We start from the raw sequence: 17610 nt of genomic DNA on the forward strand, positions 1-17610 counted from the left end.
TCTTTCGCCGGACAATATTTTCTTATGGCCAAACTTGATGCGGGCACCACGCTTAAGCGTTTGCGTAACCGCTACCGGCTGGTGATTATGAACGACGACACGTACGAAGAGGTAGTGACGTTTAAGCTTTCGCGGTTAAGTGTGTACGTGGCGCTGAGCAGTCTTTTTGTCCTCTTGGTCGGATTAACGGTGGCGCTGATTGTATTTACGCCGGTGAAGTACTATATTCCCGGCTACGGAAGCGCAAAAGTGGACCGCGAATACCGGCAATTGAAATATGCTTACGATTCGCTGGACAAGGCCACGGCGCGGCAGGCGCAGTACATTGATGCCTTGCACAAAGTGTTTACCGGCGATGTGCCGATGAAACTTGACACAACGGCAATACAATTGCCAAAGGAAGAAGTGAATGACTGAGGAGGAAAGTCGGAAGTTGAAAATTGGAATTTAGAATTCTCAAATCAGAAATCGTAAATCTCAAATACGTTAAACCCAATCCTATGTTCAGTAAAGACAAAAACACAAGCACCGAAAAATTTATCTCCAACAGCGCCACGCTCATCAGTGCCGGTACGGTTTTGCAAGGCGACCTGGCCAGCGAAACCGATTTGCGCATTGACGGCACCATTCGCGGAAACGTAACAAGCAAAGCCAAAGTCATCGTTGGTCCAGACGGCTTTGTGGAAGGCACCGTGCAAGGTTCGCAAGCCGACATTGCCGGTAAAGTCGTTGGCAACATTAACGTAAAAGATTTGGCGGCCCTGCGAGTAAAGAGCAACGTGCAGGGAAACATCACTGCCTTAAGTTTGCAAATTGAAAACGGCGCTGTTTTTAACGGCCAAAGCGTTATGACGGCCGCTGCGGGCAACGTGGTGGTGATGAAGGAAGGAGAAGCGATTCATGCAAAAGCAAACTAATCCCGGTAACGATTTACTGCGTTACGCCGGCTTGGGCGGGCAAATCCTTGTGGCGCTTGGGATAGCCGTATTCGCCGGTTACAAGGCCGACAAGTGGCTGAAAATTTCCTTCCCGTTGTTAGTATGGGCACTGCCGTTGATTGTCGTAAGCCTGATGATTTATAAACTGATTAAAGACACATCGAAAAAGAAAGAATGATACTGCGAAACCGGTTCAGAGAATTTACCCCCATCGTTTTGTTGTTTGTGATTTTAAACGGACTTGCGGTAGCCCTGCGTTCACGCCTGACAAGTTGGAACGTTGACCAGGACGTTGTCATCGTGGGCAATCTTTTTCTTTTTGCCATTACTTTTTTTTCGTTTTTGATTGCGGAGAAAGGCTTGCAAAACAAAAACCCGCACGTCTTTATGCGGTCGGTTTACGGCAGCATCATGTTCAAAATGTTTCTCTCCATCATTGCCGCTTCTGTTTACATCGCCGTTTATAAAAAAGGCCTGAACAAAGCCGGCCTTTTTATTTGCATGGGACTTTACCTCGTTTACACGTTTTTGGAAGTCTCCATTCTAACCCGCCTTCTCCGCCAAAAGCCAAATGAGTAAAAAAGAAGCGCCGCTGTCGGCACTGCAACAATACCTTCCGGCGGATACGTATGAACCCGTCATGCATTATCTGCACCAATACAAGGTTCATCTTACCGTGGCGCGGGAAAGAAAAAGTATTTTGGGGGATTACCGTCACCGGCACGGCGGACACACGCACCGCATCAGCGTGAACGGGAACCTGAATCAATTTGCTTTCCTTATTACGCTGCTGCACGAGCTGGCGCACTTGCTCACGTTTGAAAAATTTGGCAACAAAGTTTCGGCGCACGGCAAAGAGTGGAAACAAATTTTTGGCGGCTTGCTTGCGCAATTCATCGAGCACAATGTGTTTCCGGCGGATATTGAAACCGTCTTGCTGCAATCGTTGCACAATCCTGCGGCTTCGTCTTGCGCCGATGAAGCCTTGCTGCGAACATTGAAAACGTACGATGAAAAAAAGAACGGCGCTTCTTTGTTTGTAGAAAGCCTGCCCGAAGGTGCTTTGTTTCAAACGCACGACGGCCGCGTGTTTCAAAAAGGAGAGAAGCTGCGAAAGCGTTTTCGCTGCGTAGAAGTGAAAACAAAAAGAGTGTATTTGTTTAGTCCTGTTTACGAAGTGGAGGTGCTTTGACGAAGGCGAAGCAACATCCACAAACTGCATCCCGTGTGCCCGGTATTTCCCATTGGCGCTTTTAAATATTCGAACCCAAATTTCTCGTAGGTCTTCATAGCCTGTTGCAATTCGGGCATGGTTTCGATGTAGATGTTTTTATAGCCGGCTTCTTTTGCAAATGCAATGCACTGCTGAATGAATTTCTTTCCTAACCCAAGGCCTCTGACTTGCGGCAACAAATACATCTTCACCAGTTCGCAGGTATCATATGGCAAGCCGGGTGAAGGAAAGATGCCGCCACCGCCAACAACCTGACCTTTTTGTTCTGCAACGAAATAAACCGAACGCGGTGTTTCCGAAAAGACTCCGTAAAGCGCATCGGTTGTATCGTCGTAATAAACCGTGCCGGGGTGGTTTGCACCAAATTCTTCCAGCGTTTTTCGAATAATGCGGGCAATAGCAGCATTGTCTTTTTCTTCAATCCTGCGAACGGTGATTTCTTCCATTTCAAACCTTGTTTCTATTTTAAACAAAGCCGCTAGCGAGGACGCCAACGGCTGAAGAGATTCGTTGATTTGTTTTTCGATTTTGTTGAAATGATTTAAGCTTTCGTACAACTATTCGCCAATCAACTGATCAACGATTCAATCAACCTAAATCATTTCGCTTTGCAACAGTGGATTCTTGCTCACTTGCTTTTGTTCGTTGTGCCTTCTTGCGGCACCAACAAAATGCACAAACAAAGGATGCGGATTTTCCACCGTGCTTTTTAATTCGGGGTGATACTGGCAACCGATAAAGAAAGGGTGCGAAGCAATTTCCATGATTTCGACAAGACCGGTTTCAGGATTTCTGCCCGAAGCAATCATGCCGCCTTCTTCATATTGTTGCAGGTACTTGTTGTTAAACTCGTAACGGTGACGATGTCTTTCGTTCACCTGCGCACTGCCGTAAATTTTTTGCGCCAGCGTGCCTTCTTTGATCTCGCAAGGATAAGAGCCGAGGCGCATCGTTCCGCCTTTGGCCGTAATTTTTTTCTGTTCTTCCATCATGTCCACTACAGGTTCGGCTGCGTTGGGGTCCATCTCGGTTGATTGAGCGTTTTGTATGCCCAACACATGACGGCCGTATTCAATCACGGCCATCTGCATACCGAGACAAATACCAAAGAAAGGCAGACCGCTTTCTCTTGCGTATTGCACCGCGGTTATTTTTCCTTCCACACCGCGATAGCCGAAACCCGGTGCTACCAGCAAACCATCAAGGTTGGAAAGTTTTTCGGCCACGTTTTCCGGTGTGATAAATTCGGAATGAATGCTCGCAACCTGCACCTTGCATTCGTTTACTGCGCCGGCGTGAACAAAGGCTTCAAGAATGGATTTATAAGCATCCTGCAACTCCACATACTTTCCAATGAGGCCAATAGTAATGCGGGCTTTCGGATATTTTAGCTTGTCTAAAAATTCCTTCCAGCGTCCGAGATCCGGGGCGCTATAACCGTTGATGGCGAGCTTTTTCAGCACAATCAAATCAAGCCTTTCGTTCATCATCAGCAGCGGCACTTCGTAAATGGTGCTGGCGTCCGGCGCTTCAATCACGGCTTCGGGCTGCACGTTGCAAAACTGCGCAATCTTGCGCTTGATGTCCTGGTTCAAGGGCTCTTCGGTGCGGCACACAATCACATCGGGAAACACGCCGCTTTCGCTCAGTTGTTTTACCGAGTGTTGCGTGGGTTTTGTTTTTAATTCTTTCGCTGCTTTTAAATAGGGAATAAGCGTGAGGTGCACCACCAGCAAATCTTCTTCGGGCAATTCCCACTGCAACTGGCGCACGGCTTCGATATAGGGCAGCGATTCAATGTCGCCGACCGTTCCACCAAGTTCCGTAATCACAATATCGTATTCACCTTTTTGACCCAGCAGCAACATGCGCCGCTTGATTTCATCGGTGATGTGCGGCACTACTTGCACGGTCTTTCCAAGATAAGCGCCTTCGCGTTCTTTGTTGATAACGGTTTGATAAATGCGGCCCGTAGTTACGTTGTTGGCCTGCGAGGTAAAGATGTTGAGGAAACGTTCGTAATGGCCGAGGTCGAGATCCGTTTCGGCGCCGTCTTCGGTTACGTAACATTCGCCGTGCTCGTAAGGGTTGAGCGTACCGGGATCAACGTTGATGTAGGGATCAAATTTCTGAATCGTTACCCGCAGGCCTCTTGCCTGCAAGAGCTTGGCCAGCGAGGCCGCAATGATTCCTTTTCCCAAACTCGAGGTTACGCCACCGGTAACAAATATATATTTCGCCATAGAATATGGTTGTTTAGTTGCTACGTAAATCAGTTGATTGGTTGATTTGTTTTTTGAACCAGAGGTTAGAATAACGATGAAGCGTCTGTCTGTTTCGCTGCGTCCGCCGCAGCTTTAGCGAAGGCGTGATCGCACTCTTATACGTCTGGTAATCCTGTTCAGTTTTTGCGACCCGGTTGAAGAAAAACTTCGGAGAGGTCATGCAAACCTACGGCAAATATTGTGGCGGATTTTTTTTTTAACAGGCTTGTGGATAAGGTGTAAAAAATTTCTATTTTGGCGCATGACCAAATCTATATTGCTGAGCACTGTTTTATTCTTTTGCATGACCGTACAAGCGCAGGACAAAGGCAAGGAAGAAAATAGTTTGGCCGTGCGCTTCGCCGGTCCCTCTTTTTCCCAAAAGCTTCCGTTCAACAACGTGCACTTTATTGATTGCCGGTTTGACACCACCAAAATTGGCTACTTCGACAAAAAGAAAAAACACTGGAAACTGAAACCTGAAGGCGGCCTAACCAATGCCTTGAACCAAACGATAAACTCTTCGCCAAAAGAAAGTTTTTCAACCGATGCAAACCAATCCTTGTTGGTTGTGGTAAAAAAATTTTGGATGCGGCCACCGGCCGCCGAAGACGTTCGAAAATTTATGCAGGAAGGAAGCTATACGCCTTTTTGGGTGTTGACAATAAAGCTTGAAGTTTACGCCGAACAATCGGAGCGTTACACACCGCTGTTTCGCGTGGATTCAACGTATGACGTAGATGTATTTAAAGACGGGAAAGAAATCCCGCTTGATGCATTGGATGATTGTTTTACGCGACTGCAAAAGATAAACGTTTCACGGATTGCCTCGGCCAAAACAAAACTGACAAAGGATGCGATCGACAATTACAACCGGGAAGCTTTTCGCAAACCTGTGCTGCAAGATTTATCCATGTCACGAGGTGTGTTTTTAACCTTCTCCGATTTTTTAAATAAAAAGATAACCTATCCTGAATTTGATGTAGAGTTGGGAAACGAAATTGACAACCTATACATCATCAATAACAGTACAAAAGAATTGTTGCCAAATTTCTGGGGCTTTTGCGACGGGAAAAATTACTATATCAAAACGGGTCATAATTTTTTCGGACTCCAGAGAAGTGGAAACAGCTTTGAATTTATTGGCGCACTGCGATCCACGTCGGCTTATCGCACACCGGACCGTCCTTACATCTCAAACGGAAACTCAACGACAGCTATAGCATCAGGCATTGCCGGTTTTGGATTGGGTAGGTTGTTAGATAGAGAGCCACAATTTGAAACAAGGCCTTTTCAGGTCAACATGGAAACCGGCGAAGTTTATTAAATCATGCTGAGCGCTTCTTCCGGTGCCGTGTCTTTTGCAAGATGTTTTTCAATCGCGTTGTCATACAACTTTCTCCAATCAGCAATATTGCCCCAGTTCTGATAGTCCACGGTAACATCGCTGCCGGTTACGTTGCCCAAACGATTGCAAGAAAGCTTCGATTTTTCAATGAAGCGCAGAAATTCTTCTTGTTGTTTTTCGTTGACCGATACCACCACGCGGCTGCCGCTTTCGCCAAAAAGGAAAGCATCCTTGCGCACAGGGCTTTCATCCGAAATTGCCGTAGACGCGGCGAAGCCCAACCCGCGATGAAAACCTTTTTCCAGCAAGGCTGTAATCAATCCGCCTTCGCTTACATCGTGTGCACTTTGGATCAAGCCTTGCTGAATAAGTTGCTTGACAACTTCCTGCAACTTGTATTCTTCTTCCAACTCAAAATGCGGCGCGGGTGATTGTTCAATGCCGCAAATTTTGCTCAGGTATTGCGAAGAAGAAATTTCGTTTTGAACATTGCCCAACAAATAGATTTCATCGCCGGCTTGCTTGAAGTCCAGTGTCATTTTTTTAGAAACATCGTCCACCAAACCCACCATGCCAATCGTTGGCGTTGGAAACACAGGGCCTTCGGGTCCCTGGTTGTAAAAGCTTACGTTGCCGCCCGTGACCGGCGTATCAAATTTGCGGCAAGCTTCGCCCATGCCTTTTACGGCTTGTACAAATTGATAATAAACTTCGGGATCGTAAGGGTTGCCAAAATTCAAGCAGTTGGTTACGCCAAGCGGAACGCCGCCGCTGCAAACAATGTTTCGTGCGGCTTCGGCCACGGCCATCATCGCGCCTTTGTACGGATCGGCAAAAACAAAACGGCTGTTGCAATCAACGGTTACGGCAATGCCTTTGCCTGTTTCTTTTACCAAAACAATTGCCGCATCGGTTGGCGTGTTGGTAGATGTATTCACCGTTCCTACCATGCTGTCGTATTGATGATAGATCCAGCGCTTGTTGGCAATGCTGGGCAATTGAATCAATTGTTCTGCAACAGCTTTTAAATCGCTTGGTTCTTTAACCGAATCAATGTTGAAGCGGTCTACTTCATCCAAATATTTTGGCTTGCGGGCTTCTCTTTCGTATTGCGGTGCGCCGCCGCCGAGTACCAACTCTTGTGCGGGTATTTGTGCTTCTAACTCGCCGTTCATGTAAAAGCTGAGCAAGCCGTCATCGGTTACGTGACCAATGACCGCGTTTTCCAAATCCCATTTGTCAAATACTTTTTTTACATCGGCTTCTCGTCCTTTCTCAACCACCAGCAACATGCGTTCCTGGCTTTCGCTTAACAGCAATTCCCAGGCTTTCATGGCTGTTTGCCGCATCGGTACTTTATCAAGCTCGATGTACATACCCGCTTCGCCTTTGGCACTCATTTCGGCAGTGGAGCAAATGATGCCCGCAGCGCCCATGTCCTGCATGCCAACCACAGCGCCGGTTTGAATCACTTCGAGACATGCTTCCAGTAATTTCTTTTCCTGGAAAGGATCACCAACTTGTACCGCCGGTAATTCTTCTGTGCTTTCTTCGGTAATTTCCGCCGACGCAAACGAAGCGCCGCCAATGCCGTCTTTACCAGTGGCGCTTCCGACATACATCACAGGATTGCCAACGCCTGTGGCCGTAGCCGAAACCGTTTCACCAACTTTCACAATGCCTACGCTCATGGCGTTTACCAAAGGGTTGGTGTGATAGCATTCGTCGAAATAAATTTCACCGCCAACGGTAGGCACGCCAAAACAGTTTCCGTAATGAGAAATGCCGTGCACAATGCCGGCTAACAAATGCTGTGTTTTCTTTTCTTCCAAACTGCCGAAGCGAAGTGAATTGAGTGCGGCAATAGGCCGTGCACCCATTGTAAAAATATCGCGGTGAATGCCGCCAACGCCGGTGGCTGCACCCTGGAAGGGTTCAATGGCCGAAGGGTGGTTGTGCGATTCGATTTTAAACACCACGCCGTAGCCTTCGCCAATGTCCATAAGGCCGGCATTTTCTTCGCCGGCTTTTACCAACATGCGGCCGCCTTCGCGTGGCAAGGTCTTTAACCACTTGATGGAATTTTTATAGCTGCAATGTTCGCTCCACATGCCGCTGAAGGCACAGAGTTCGGTGAAGTTGGGCGTGCGGCCGAGTTTCGTTTTGATGAGCTCAAATTCTTCTTCGGTAAGGCGAAGGTCTTTCGCGGTTTTGGCGGTTATCTCCATAACGTTTAGAAAGCGGCAAAGCTAAGGGTGTTTGGCGTTTCGTGTTATTCGAAACGTTATTGCTGCGTTTGTTCCTGCACGATGAAGTAAGAAAGAGAAAGCAAAGGATATCATTTCATCTCGCCAATCTCAAACTCCAACCCCCAAACTCTATCTTCGCCGCTTTAAACCCAAACGATTTTGGAGCATTTGCTGTTTGCTGCCTATCTTATTTTTTTTGCCTGGCTGGTTACCAAAACAAAATTTTTCACCGCATCGGGATTAAATTCTCCACAACTGGTGATTGTGTTTTTGCTGAAGGTAATGGCGGGTATTTTGTACGGCTGGATAGGCGTGCATTACGAACTGCTGGCCCAAATGGGCGATACCTGGGGATACCATTACAACAGCCTTCAGGAATACCATGTTTTGCTCACGAATCCGAAAATTTTTTTTACCGATATTTTCCACAACTCTTATGAAGACGGCTACACACGTTTTCTGGCAACGGAGAATTCCTGGTGGAACGATTTAAAAGGAAACATTATGACTAAGCTGTTGGCACTTTTTGATGTTTTCAGCTTCGGTAATTATTACATCAACGTCATCTTTTATTCTTTCATCAGCCTCTTTGGTCCGCTTGCGTTTTATCGCGTAATGAAAGACGTTTTCCCCAGTCGAAAACTGCCCATTCTGTTGGCGATTTTTTTGGTGCCTTCGGTATTGTATTGGACATCGGGTTTGCACAAAGACGGCCTTGTGTTTTTTGCGTTTTGCTGGATCGTTTACCAGATTTATTTTGGATTGAAGAATCGCTTTACGGGGCGGCGCATCCTGGCCATTTTTCTCGGCTTGCTGTTAGTATTGGTGATGCGAAATTTTTTGATCATTCCCCTCTTGCCCGCATTGTTCGCCTGGGTATTAGCCGACCGGTTAAGGAAGAAACCCCTGCTCGTTTTCTGCGCTGTTTATGCTTTGTTCGTTCTTCTTTTTTTTACGGCTAAATTCATTAACCCGCGACTGAATTTTCCTGAAGGCGTGGTGGAAAGGCAGGAAGCTTTTCTAAAACTCGGCGGTGGTTCAGCCGTGGCTGTAAACAAACTCGCACCAACATTTACCAGTTTTTTGGTCAACGCACCACAAGCCTTTGCGCTGAGTACCATTCGTCCTTATCCCTCCGACGTGCATCATCTGCTTTCGCTGGCCGCTTCGCTCGAAATAAATTTTCTGCTGCTCTTGTTTCTTCTGTTTCTCTGGCGGCACAAAAAAATTAAAGCTTTTGATTCCTTCCTGTTGTTCTGTGTTTTCTTTTCGTTCTCGGTGCTCATGATGATCGGCTATTCCGTTGATGTGTTGGGCGCCATTGTGCGCTATCGCAGCATTGTACTAAGTTTCCTTATTGTGCCCATGGTTGCGCAAACAGATTGGGACAAAATAGGTCGTCTGTTTTTTCTAAATGGTGAAAAGGATTAATGTATTGACTTGGTTTCAAAAAGGAGAAAAATTTACAAGCAGAGCATCAATGAGGGTATGATTTCTTGTAAAGTCTATAAATTTCTACGGCAACAGGAAAAAATTGTCCAAGTTTTTTGGAATTTGATTTTCTTTGGAAAAATTTTTTTATGTCGCTCCGATTTAATGCGCTGACGAATTTGCAAACTTCCTGCGAACCCGAACCGTTGCAGGAGACAAAAATCACGGCCATCTTTGCCGAGAACGTTTTTACCCACGCTGTCGCTAGGCAATTCCTGAGCGACGAAGCATACAAAAGCCTTATGGGGTCTGTGAAAGCCGGTCAAAAAATTGACCGCGCCATGGCGGCGCAAATCGGCAACGGCATTCGTGCCTGGGCCGAAAGCAAAGGCGTAACGCACTTCACACACTGGTTTCAACCGCTTACGGGAACAACGGCCGAAAAGCACGACTCTTTCTTCACTTTAAAAAGCGATGGTACGCCCATCGAACAATTTGAAGGCGATGCTTTGATTCAACAAGAACCTGATGCTTCTTCATTTCCTAGCGGTGGCTTGCGGGCAACCTTTGAAGCAAGAGGTTATACAGCCTGGGATCCTTCTTCACCGGCTTTCATCATGGACATCGGCACGGGAAAAACACTTTGCATTCCCACCATCTTTGTTTCCTATACCGGCGAATCGCTCGACTACAAAGCGCCGTTGTTGAAGGCTCTCGAAGCGTTGAACAAAGCAGCCGTTGACGTGTGCAATTATTTTGATAGAAACGTACAACGCGTTACGCCAACACTCGGTTGGGAACAGGAATATTTTGTGGTGGACGAAGGCCTCTTTAATGCCCGTCCCGACCTGGTCATGTGCGGCCGCACCGTGTTTGGCCACAGCCCCGCAAAAGGCCAGCAATTGGAAGATCATTACTTCGGTTCCATTCCCGAAAGAGTTTATGCTTTCATGCGCGACTTTGAAACCGAAAGCTACCGGCTTGGTATTCCTTTGCGCACTCGTCATAATGAAGTAGCACCTGCGCAATTTGAGTGTGCGCCCATTTATGAAGAAGTCAATCTTGCGGTAGATCATAACACGCTGCTCATGGACATCATGACCCGTGTGGCGGCCCGCCATAAATTAAGAGTGTTGTTGCACGAGAAACCCTTTGCAGGCATCAACGGCAGCGGTAAACACAACAACTGGAGTTTGGCAACCGATACCGGCGTGAATCTTTTGGCTCCCGGCAAAACGCCCAAGACCAATTTGATGTTCCTCGCCTTTTTTGTGAACGCCATCAAAGCCGTTCATGATTATGATGATTTGCTGCGTGCTTCCATTGCGTCTGCTTCCAACGATTTTCGTTTGGGTGCCAACGAAGCGCCGCCCGCAATCATTTCTGTTTTCATCGGTCAGTACCTGACCAAAGTTTTGCAGGATGTGAAAGAAAGAGTGGGCGATAAGTTTGACGAGCAGGACGAAAGCATGTTGAAGATCGACATTCACCGCAGCATTCCCGAATTGTTGATGGACAACACGGACCGCAACCGCACTTCGCCCTTTGCGTTCACCGGCAATAAATTTGAATTCCGCGCCGTGGGTTCGTCTGCTAACTGCGCCAACGCGATGACGGTATTGAATACCATCATGGCCGAAACGTTGAAGAAATTTAAAAAGGACGTGGATGCTTTGATTGAAAAAGGAGAGAAGAAAGAGATTGCTATCCTCCACATGATCAAACAATACATTGTAGGCAGCGAAAAGATTTTGTTTGAAGGCAACGGCTATAGCGAAGAATGGGAAAAAGAAGCAGAGCGCCGCGGATTGCCCAACGTAAAAACAGCGCCGCTTGCGCTTGATGCGATGGTGACAGAGAAGGCCAAAGCCTTGTTTGCGCACAACAAAATCTACACACATCCAGAGTTAGAGGCCCGGCACGAAATTGAACTGGAGAAGTACATCAAGAAAGTGCAGATTGAAGGAAGGTTGATGGTGGAACTGGCGACAACTTACGTATTGCCAGCGGCCATTCATTATCAAAACAAATTGGTGGAAAACATCCGCGGTTTAAAAGATATTGGTGTGGCTGAAGGCGTTTGCGAAGAACGTACAAAGCTGCTCAACAAAATTTCGGAGCACATCAACCAGGTTAGCAAACTGACGGTGGAAATGATTGAGGCCAGAAAGAAGTGCAACGCCATGGAAAATACCCGCGAGAAAGCCATTGCGTATTGCACCGAAGTGAAAGAAGCTTATTATGACCGCATCCGCTATCACGTGGACAAGCTGGAACAATTTGTTGACGACAAAGAATGGTATTTGCCAAAGTACCGCGAGCTGTTGTTCCTGCGATAGAAAGAAGATTTCCGCAATGAAAAAGCCTGCTTCGTTGGAAGCAGGCTTTTTCATTGCGGTCTGGCCGCTGGACATCAACCAACTTTTTGAAAGTTATTAAGAGCGGCCTGACCGCTTTTACAGCTTCACGGCTGCGGTTAGTTGAATGCCCTGATTTTTCATGTTGGCGCTACTTACTGCCGATACGTTGTTCAATCCATAAATGTAACGAAGCGAAAAGCCAAGACAGCGCAAGGGCTGAAAAGCTACGCCGCCGGTTAGGTTGTAACTATCTTCTTTGTAAGCGTCGGTAACTTTTGTAAAACCAGAAGACGTTTTACTTTTTGCCTGGATCATCACGTCGAGTTGAGGGCCTGCGAAAACAGCAAAGCCTTTGGTCAATTTATACTTCACCAAAACCGGCAGCGAAAAATAATTCAGTCGTACGCTGGAAGCGTCGTCGTTTGAATTCTTTCCACCCATTGATGAATAGAGAAATTGGGGTTGAACGCTGATGTTTTCAGCGGCCTTTATGTCCACAAAAAAACCCGAAACCAAACCGGTTTTCCAGCTTGAGTATCTATCGCCGGATGAGCGGAGGTTTGAACCGTTAAGGCCAAGGACAAAGCCCCAGTCGGTTTTTTTATTCGTTGCTTTTTGCGAAAAAGAAGAATGCACTGCAAGCAGTGCCGGCAAGACGAAAAAGAAAAACTTCTTCATGGCAGTTGATTGATGAGAACAAAATAACAATAAAAATGAACGATAGAAAGTTTCGTTCGCGCCGTTTCGCGATCCTTGCCTGGTAAAGGAGAAAGCCGTTCTCAGCGCCAAAGCAACGTGCCGTATTGTAAGTAAAAAATGTAGCCGGAGGTTAACAGCAGCAGCACGTTGGGAATCCATTTTTTTACCGTGTAGAAATACGTGCCGGCATGAAAGCAGGCAAAAGGCACAACGAGCAAGATCCAATTATTGAACGAAGAATTGGTGTTCACAAACGGAACAAAAAAAGCAAGCAGTAAATAAAACAAAAGTATGCTCCAGGACTTGCGCACCTGAATGAGCATTTTGTGCAAATGCGATTGCACAAAGAAGCCCCCGGCTAAAAATGGAAGGGCCAGCAGCAGAATGCTTACGGCCAGCCAAACGGTACTCTTCACCGCCGGCGTATGCACCGAGATATGCGGGAAGAAAGCCGCAATGCTTAACTTATCCGTCAAATACAAAATCGTTATCATGAAATAGTAGGGCGTCAGGCAGCCTACCAAAAACAAAACGGCTTCGTTCAGACGAAAAGGTTTTAGGATGATCATGCCCAGCAAAATGCAAAGCAAAAAACAGGCAGACGGAAAATAAAAATAAGAGGCGATTCCCAACAGCAGACCGATGTTGAACACCGGTCCGCGGGCATTGTCGGTGTTGTACAAATGAAGCAATTTGATAAAGGCCCACAACACAAACGTGGTAGCGACTAAGGGTGAAGACAAATAACTCCATTCGGGCAGCAGCGATGTAAGCAGCATGTAAGCCATGGCCGGCAAATAAGTCGGCTTGGGCATCAGCCGGTATTCGTTCACTAGGTAATTCAGCATGATGGCCTGGATGTACAAAAGCAAGAAAGCGGCAAAGGAACAAAGCATGGCTTTGCCCGGCCCTAAAGAATTAATTCCTTGTATCAGCCATTGGTAAAAGTCTTCGTCGTTTTGCGTAGCGGTAACCGTTTTGGGCCACAGGAAAAGCGGCAGCTTCAGCATCAAACCAAAGAAGAAAAGGACAACAAGATTGCCCGGTGATTTTTGACGGAACATGGATACCACGCGGCAATGCTATTAATTAAATTCCACTTTTGCAAAGCAAATGTTGTTGTTGCGGTAATAGCACGGAACAATCAATTGATAGCTGCTTACCTGCTTGCTGTACTTGGGCATAAACTCGTAGCCGCGGTCAAGGTTTTTCAGTGTGGGGTTGCGTACAATCTCGCCGCCGGGCGAAAGCGTAAAATCATTCAGCAGCAAAGCCCTTCTTTCGTCCACGTTAAAAAGGTAATGAATTTGTCCGCCGGTATTCACCGTTTGAAACGAAATGCGGTCTTCCGATTCATCGTCAAACTGCTCTTTGTGAATAACGCTGTTCCATTGCAATTTGCCGTCGTTGTTAAACGAAAGGATGGTAATGTTGTCGGCGTTGTACCGCACGTTTTGCCGGGTGTTGTAGCGGTCGCGCCAATACCACGAACTGTAATAAGGCGAGTAAAGGCTGTAATAATCGTAAGTGGTCAAGGGCATTCCGTAGAGATAATTAAAGCGGTTCCAGGGATTGCCCCGCGAGATGGTGTAATACGATTCCGTGTTGATGAGAAAGCCGCCGTCACGCTTGATAACAATGCTGCGAATGAAATAATCGTTGAAGGCCGTCTTCACGTTGGAGTTATCGCTCTTTGCCTCCCGGCGAAGTTCTTCGCCCAAAGCCAGTGAGTTTTGCAGCACGGGCATTTTGGTGGCTTTGTCCCACACGTAAAAATAAAAGCCTTCGATGTCGCCGCGTTTTTTGGCATAGTAAAACGACGTGAGAAAGTAGCGTTTGTTTACGTTGTCCACCTTAATGTGAATCTCGTCGAGAAAGATTTTTTCCGGTTGCGTGTTCACGCTGATCAACGAATCGGATTGTGCGGCTTTGTAAAAGATGGAGGAGCTTTGAATCACTTCGTTGTTGGCCCTTTTGCCTTTGGCGAAAACAAGGTCGCCGTCGTTGTCCACGTTGAACTCGTCTAGGTAGTCCTTGTCTTCTTCCATGTCCATCGTAAACTGCGAACGCTTCATTTGCGAAAGGTTACTGTCAAAAAGCAGCGTTGTTATGAGGTAGTGTTCTTTGTTCCGGGAATTGATTTTAAAAAGCACCAGCTTTGATTTGTCCTCGCTGCTAATGGCGGTATAGACTTTGTTGTTGCTGCCAAAGCCGCCAATGTGCGCCGTGTCCAGCGTCATCACGTCCGAAATGCGTTTGCCCATGCCGTCCACTTTTACGGCTTCGCAATACACCACTTTCTTTTTTTGGTATTGGTAAACGAGATAAGTAAAATCGTTATACGGAAAGAAGTCAATGTTTATCAGCTTGTCGTCGGGAATATAGTCTTGCTCCACCTTGGCAATCTGCTCCATGTTGTTGTTAAAAACCGAAACGTAGTTTTTGCTTTTTGAATTCTTGTACACTAAAAAATTACCCGATATTTTGCCCATGACTTCAAAGCGCATGCGCCGCGAGTCGTCTTCGTCCACTTCGGAATAAACAATTTTTTGGGCAAAGGTTGAGAGAGCGGTTAAAGCGAAAAGTAGGGTTAAGAGGGCGGATGCTTGTGCTGAAGATTTTTGCATAGAAGCCGTATCGTTTGTGTTATTAAAATTACGGATGTTGTCGTTAGCAAGATGTTTAAAAACGGTTTTGGCTGCACGATGCAAGCCCGCCGTTTTGTTTTGCACAAAGCCCTGCCCAATTTAGTCCAGGACTCTTTTCCAAACCGTTTTTCCCGCTACCTTTGCCCACTGCCATTGTAAACAGGCAAGCTGTGAGAATACCTTTAAACAGAGTTACCGCCGCAGGATTGTTAGTAGCCCTTGGAATCATTTACGGCGACATCGGTACATCCCCGCTTTACGTATTGAACGCCATTACCAAAGGAAAAGAGATTTCCAACGAGTTGATTATTGGTGCGCTGTCCTGTATCATTTGGACGCTAACCTTGCAAACTACCATCAAGTACGTAGTGCTTACGCTAAAAGCCGATAACCGCGGTGAAGGCGGCATCTTTTCGCTCTTTGCCCTTGTGCGGCGGCGGCGGCGCTGGCTGGTGTTTCCGGCCATGATTGGCGGCGCGGCCCTTCTGGCCGACGGCATGATTACACCGCCCATTTCGGTCACCTCGGCCATTGAAGGTTTAAAGCAGGTTGAAACCTTTCACGGCATCGGCCAAACCACCATTGTGGGCATTGTTATCGGCATCTTAACGATGCTGTTTTTTATTCAGCAATTCGGTACAACGTTTATTGGCAAGGCCTTTGGGCCGGTCATGACCTTTTGGTTTTTGATGCTGGCAGCACTTGGTTGCTGGCATCTCTTCGATTACCTGCACATTTTTAAATGCCTCAATCCGTATTACGCCATTCACCTGCTGATAACGTATCCCAAGGGTTTTTACATTTTGGGCGGTGTGTTTCTTTGCACAACGGGAGCAGAAGCCTTGTATTCTGATTTGGGCCATTGCGGACGAAGCAACATTCGCGTGTCGTGGATATTTGTAAAAACCTGCCTCATTTTAAATTACCTGGGCCAAGGTGCCTTTTTGCTCTCGAATTACGCAGGCAAAACCATTACGGCTAAAATGGTAGAGGACGAAGGCTTCAACGCTTTTTACGGCATCATGCCCGATTGGTTTAAGTTACCGGGTATTGCCATCGCTACTGCGGCGGCCATCATCGCCAGCCAGGCACTCATTTCCGGCTCGTTCACGCTAATCGGCGAAGCCATGCGCCTGAACCTTTGGCCCAAACTGCGCATGAGTTTTCCCACGGAAGAAAGAGGCCAGGTGTACATCCCCGGTGTCAACTTTATGTTGTTTATCGGTTGCATCGGCATCGTTTTGCACTTCCGGGATTCAAGCAGCATGGAAGCTGCATACGGCCTGGCCATTACCCTTTGCATGATTGCAACGTCTATTCTGTTCGCAAACTTTTTGGTTTCGCGACGAACAAGCAAACCGTTCGTTTGGCTTTACTTGCTCGTTTACCTCACCATCGAAATAAGTTTTCTGATTGCAAATCTGAACAAGTTTCCGCACGGCGGTTACGTCGCTCTGATTGTTGCCGGTCTTTTGTTCTTTGTGATGTATGTTTGGTTCAGGGCACGGCGCATTAAAAACCGCTACGTGGAATTTGTGCGGCTGGAGCATTACATTCCCAAAATTCAGGAATTAAGCAACGACCGTTCAGTGCCTAAATATTCAACGCACCTGGTTTATTTAACCAGCGCCGATAATCCAAAAGAGATTGAACATAAAATCATTTATTCCATCCTGAACAAAAAGCCCAAGCGGGCCGATATTTACTGGCTGGTGCATGTGGATACACTTGACGAACCATACACAATGGAGTACAAGGTGGAACACATTATTCCCAACGACATTATCCGCGTTGATTTTCGTCTTGGCTTCCGGGTTGAGCCGCGCATTAATTTGTTATTTAAGAAAGTGGTAGAGGATTTGGTGATCAACAAAGAAGTGAACATCGTGAGCCGCTACGAAAGCCTCGAACGCGGCAAAGTCACCGGTGACTTTTCCTTTGTGGTGATGGAAAAATATTTAAGCCAGGACAATGACCTCCCCATTCTGGAACGCATGATCATGAAGTTTCATTTCTGGCTCAAAGAAGTTTCGCTTTCCGAAGAACGCGGCTTTGGTTTGGATGCGAGCGCCGTGGTGATTGAAAAGTTTCCGCTAATTGTGGCGCCGGTCACTAATTTAAAATTACGGCGAATAGAAAACTAAGCGTTTCCGTTTCAATGAAATTGAATAAAATGTTGGCGCACTTGCCAACATTTTTTGTTTGGCACAAAGCTTCAGAATATTTTGTACCAAGGGGCATTGCTATTATAAAGCTTTTGTTGCGTCGCACACTTGTACGCTTTGTTCGCTGCGCAGCAAATCTTCACGCGGCAACGGCAGCGGAGCCACGATGCCCGTCGTTTAAGCGTTGCGTCGCTGCGTGAAAAAGCCGAACGCTGTTCCGAACATTGAAGAGTGCGACGCAACGGACGATGAATAGAATTGCCGAAGCCGGGTA

15 protein-coding genes are annotated in these 17610 nt (G+C 46.8%); 9 read left to right on the plus strand and 6 right to left on the minus strand.

Going from position 1 to position 17610, the window contains the following annotated elements:
- Nucleotides 1-24: 24 nt before the first annotated feature.
- The 5 genes from FSB75_RS21360 (at nucleotide 25) to FSB75_RS21380 (ending at nucleotide 2130) form a co-directional block, all read left to right on the plus strand.
- Nucleotides 25-417, plus strand: coding sequence for a hypothetical protein (locus FSB75_RS21360; RefSeq protein ID WP_146791599.1), 393 nt, complete (start codon nucleotides 25-27; stop codon nucleotides 415-417).
- A gap of 83 nt (nucleotides 418-500) precedes the next feature.
- Nucleotides 501-917 (plus strand): bactofilin family protein, encoded by a 417-nt coding sequence (locus tag FSB75_RS21365; protein WP_146791606.1) that lies wholly within the window; start codon nucleotides 501-503, stop codon nucleotides 915-917.
- On the plus strand, nucleotides 901-1116 hold the full coding sequence (locus tag FSB75_RS21370; RefSeq protein ID WP_146791608.1) for an AtpZ/AtpI family protein: 216 nt from the start codon (nucleotides 901-903) through the stop codon (nucleotides 1114-1116). The genes FSB75_RS21365 and FSB75_RS21370 overlap by 17 nt, the downstream gene beginning before the upstream one ends.
- Nucleotides 1113-1517 (plus strand): hypothetical protein, encoded by a 405-nt coding sequence (locus tag FSB75_RS21375; protein ID WP_146791610.1) that lies wholly within the window; start codon nucleotides 1113-1115, stop codon nucleotides 1515-1517. The genes FSB75_RS21370 and FSB75_RS21375 overlap by 4 nt, the downstream gene beginning before the upstream one ends.
- A complete protein-coding gene (locus FSB75_RS21380) occupies nucleotides 1510-2130 on the plus strand; it encodes a SprT-like domain-containing protein (protein WP_146791612.1) in 621 nt (206 codons plus the stop codon). Before FSB75_RS21375 ends, FSB75_RS21380 begins: the two co-directional genes overlap by 8 nt.
- Here FSB75_RS21380 and FSB75_RS21385 read toward each other — a convergent pair.
- Nucleotides 2109-2618, minus strand: a complete 510-nt coding sequence (locus FSB75_RS21385) for a GNAT family N-acetyltransferase (RefSeq protein WP_146791614.1) — start codon at nucleotides 2616-2618, stop codon at nucleotides 2109-2111. The two genes, FSB75_RS21380 and FSB75_RS21385, sit on opposite strands and share 22 nt — an antisense overlap.
- Nucleotides 2619-2765: 147 nt before the next feature.
- On the minus strand, nucleotides 2766-4415 hold the full coding sequence (locus tag FSB75_RS21390; RefSeq protein ID WP_146791616.1) for a CTP synthase: 1650 nt from the start codon (nucleotides 4413-4415) through the stop codon (nucleotides 2766-2768).
- Between the two features lie 283 nt (nucleotides 4416-4698).
- Here FSB75_RS21390 and FSB75_RS21395 point away from each other — a divergent pair, with 283 nt between their 5' ends.
- Complete coding sequence (locus tag FSB75_RS21395; RefSeq protein ID WP_146791618.1) at nucleotides 4699-5763, plus strand: hypothetical protein; 1065 nt, start codon at nucleotides 4699-4701, stop codon at nucleotides 5761-5763.
- Here the strand turns inward: FSB75_RS21395 and purL are convergent.
- Nucleotides 5760-8012: a phosphoribosylformylglycinamidine synthase subunit PurL gene (gene purL, locus FSB75_RS21400; RefSeq protein ID WP_146791620.1), complete on the minus strand. Its 2253-nt coding sequence runs from the start codon at nucleotides 8010-8012 to the stop codon at nucleotides 5760-5762. The genes FSB75_RS21395 and purL overlap by 4 nt on opposite strands.
- A 180-nt stretch (nucleotides 8013-8192) precedes the next feature.
- Here purL and FSB75_RS21405 point away from each other — a divergent pair, with 180 nt between their 5' ends.
- Nucleotides 8193-9464, plus strand: a complete 1272-nt coding sequence (locus FSB75_RS21405) for a hypothetical protein (RefSeq protein WP_146791621.1) — start codon at nucleotides 8193-8195, stop codon at nucleotides 9462-9464.
- A 149-nt stretch (nucleotides 9465-9613) separates the two neighbouring features.
- Nucleotides 9614-11803 (plus strand): glutamine synthetase III family protein, encoded by a 2190-nt coding sequence (locus FSB75_RS21410; protein ID WP_146791623.1) that lies wholly within the window; start codon nucleotides 9614-9616, stop codon nucleotides 11801-11803.
- A gap of 117 nt (nucleotides 11804-11920) precedes the next feature.
- Here FSB75_RS21410 and FSB75_RS21415 read toward each other — a convergent pair whose 3' ends face one another.
- The 3 genes from FSB75_RS21415 to FSB75_RS21425 all read right to left on the minus strand — a co-directional run bounded on the left by FSB75_RS21415 (nucleotide 11921) and on the right by FSB75_RS21425 (nucleotide 15255).
- On the minus strand, nucleotides 11921-12502 hold the full coding sequence (locus FSB75_RS21415; RefSeq protein ID WP_172623250.1) for a porin family protein: 582 nt from the start codon (nucleotides 12500-12502) through the stop codon (nucleotides 11921-11923).
- 101 nt (nucleotides 12503-12603) lie between these two features.
- A complete protein-coding gene (locus FSB75_RS21420) occupies nucleotides 12604-13587 on the minus strand; it encodes a hypothetical protein (protein WP_146791627.1) in 984 nt (327 codons plus the stop codon).
- A 21-nt stretch (nucleotides 13588-13608) separates the two neighbouring features.
- Nucleotides 13609-15255, minus strand: coding sequence for a hypothetical protein (locus FSB75_RS21425; RefSeq protein ID WP_146791629.1), 1647 nt, complete (start codon nucleotides 15253-15255; stop codon nucleotides 13609-13611).
- Nucleotides 15256-15341: 86 nt separating this feature from the next.
- Between FSB75_RS21425 and FSB75_RS21430 the strand changes: the two genes are divergently transcribed.
- Nucleotides 15342-17315, plus strand: coding sequence for a KUP/HAK/KT family potassium transporter (locus tag FSB75_RS21430; RefSeq protein WP_146791631.1), 1974 nt, complete (start codon nucleotides 15342-15344; stop codon nucleotides 17313-17315).
- Nucleotides 17316-17610: the final 295 nt, after the last annotated feature.

This window comes from Flavisolibacter ginsenosidimutans (genome assembly GCF_007970805.1).
GTDB lineage: Bacteria > Bacteroidota > Bacteroidia > Chitinophagales > Chitinophagaceae > Flavisolibacter > Flavisolibacter ginsenosidimutans.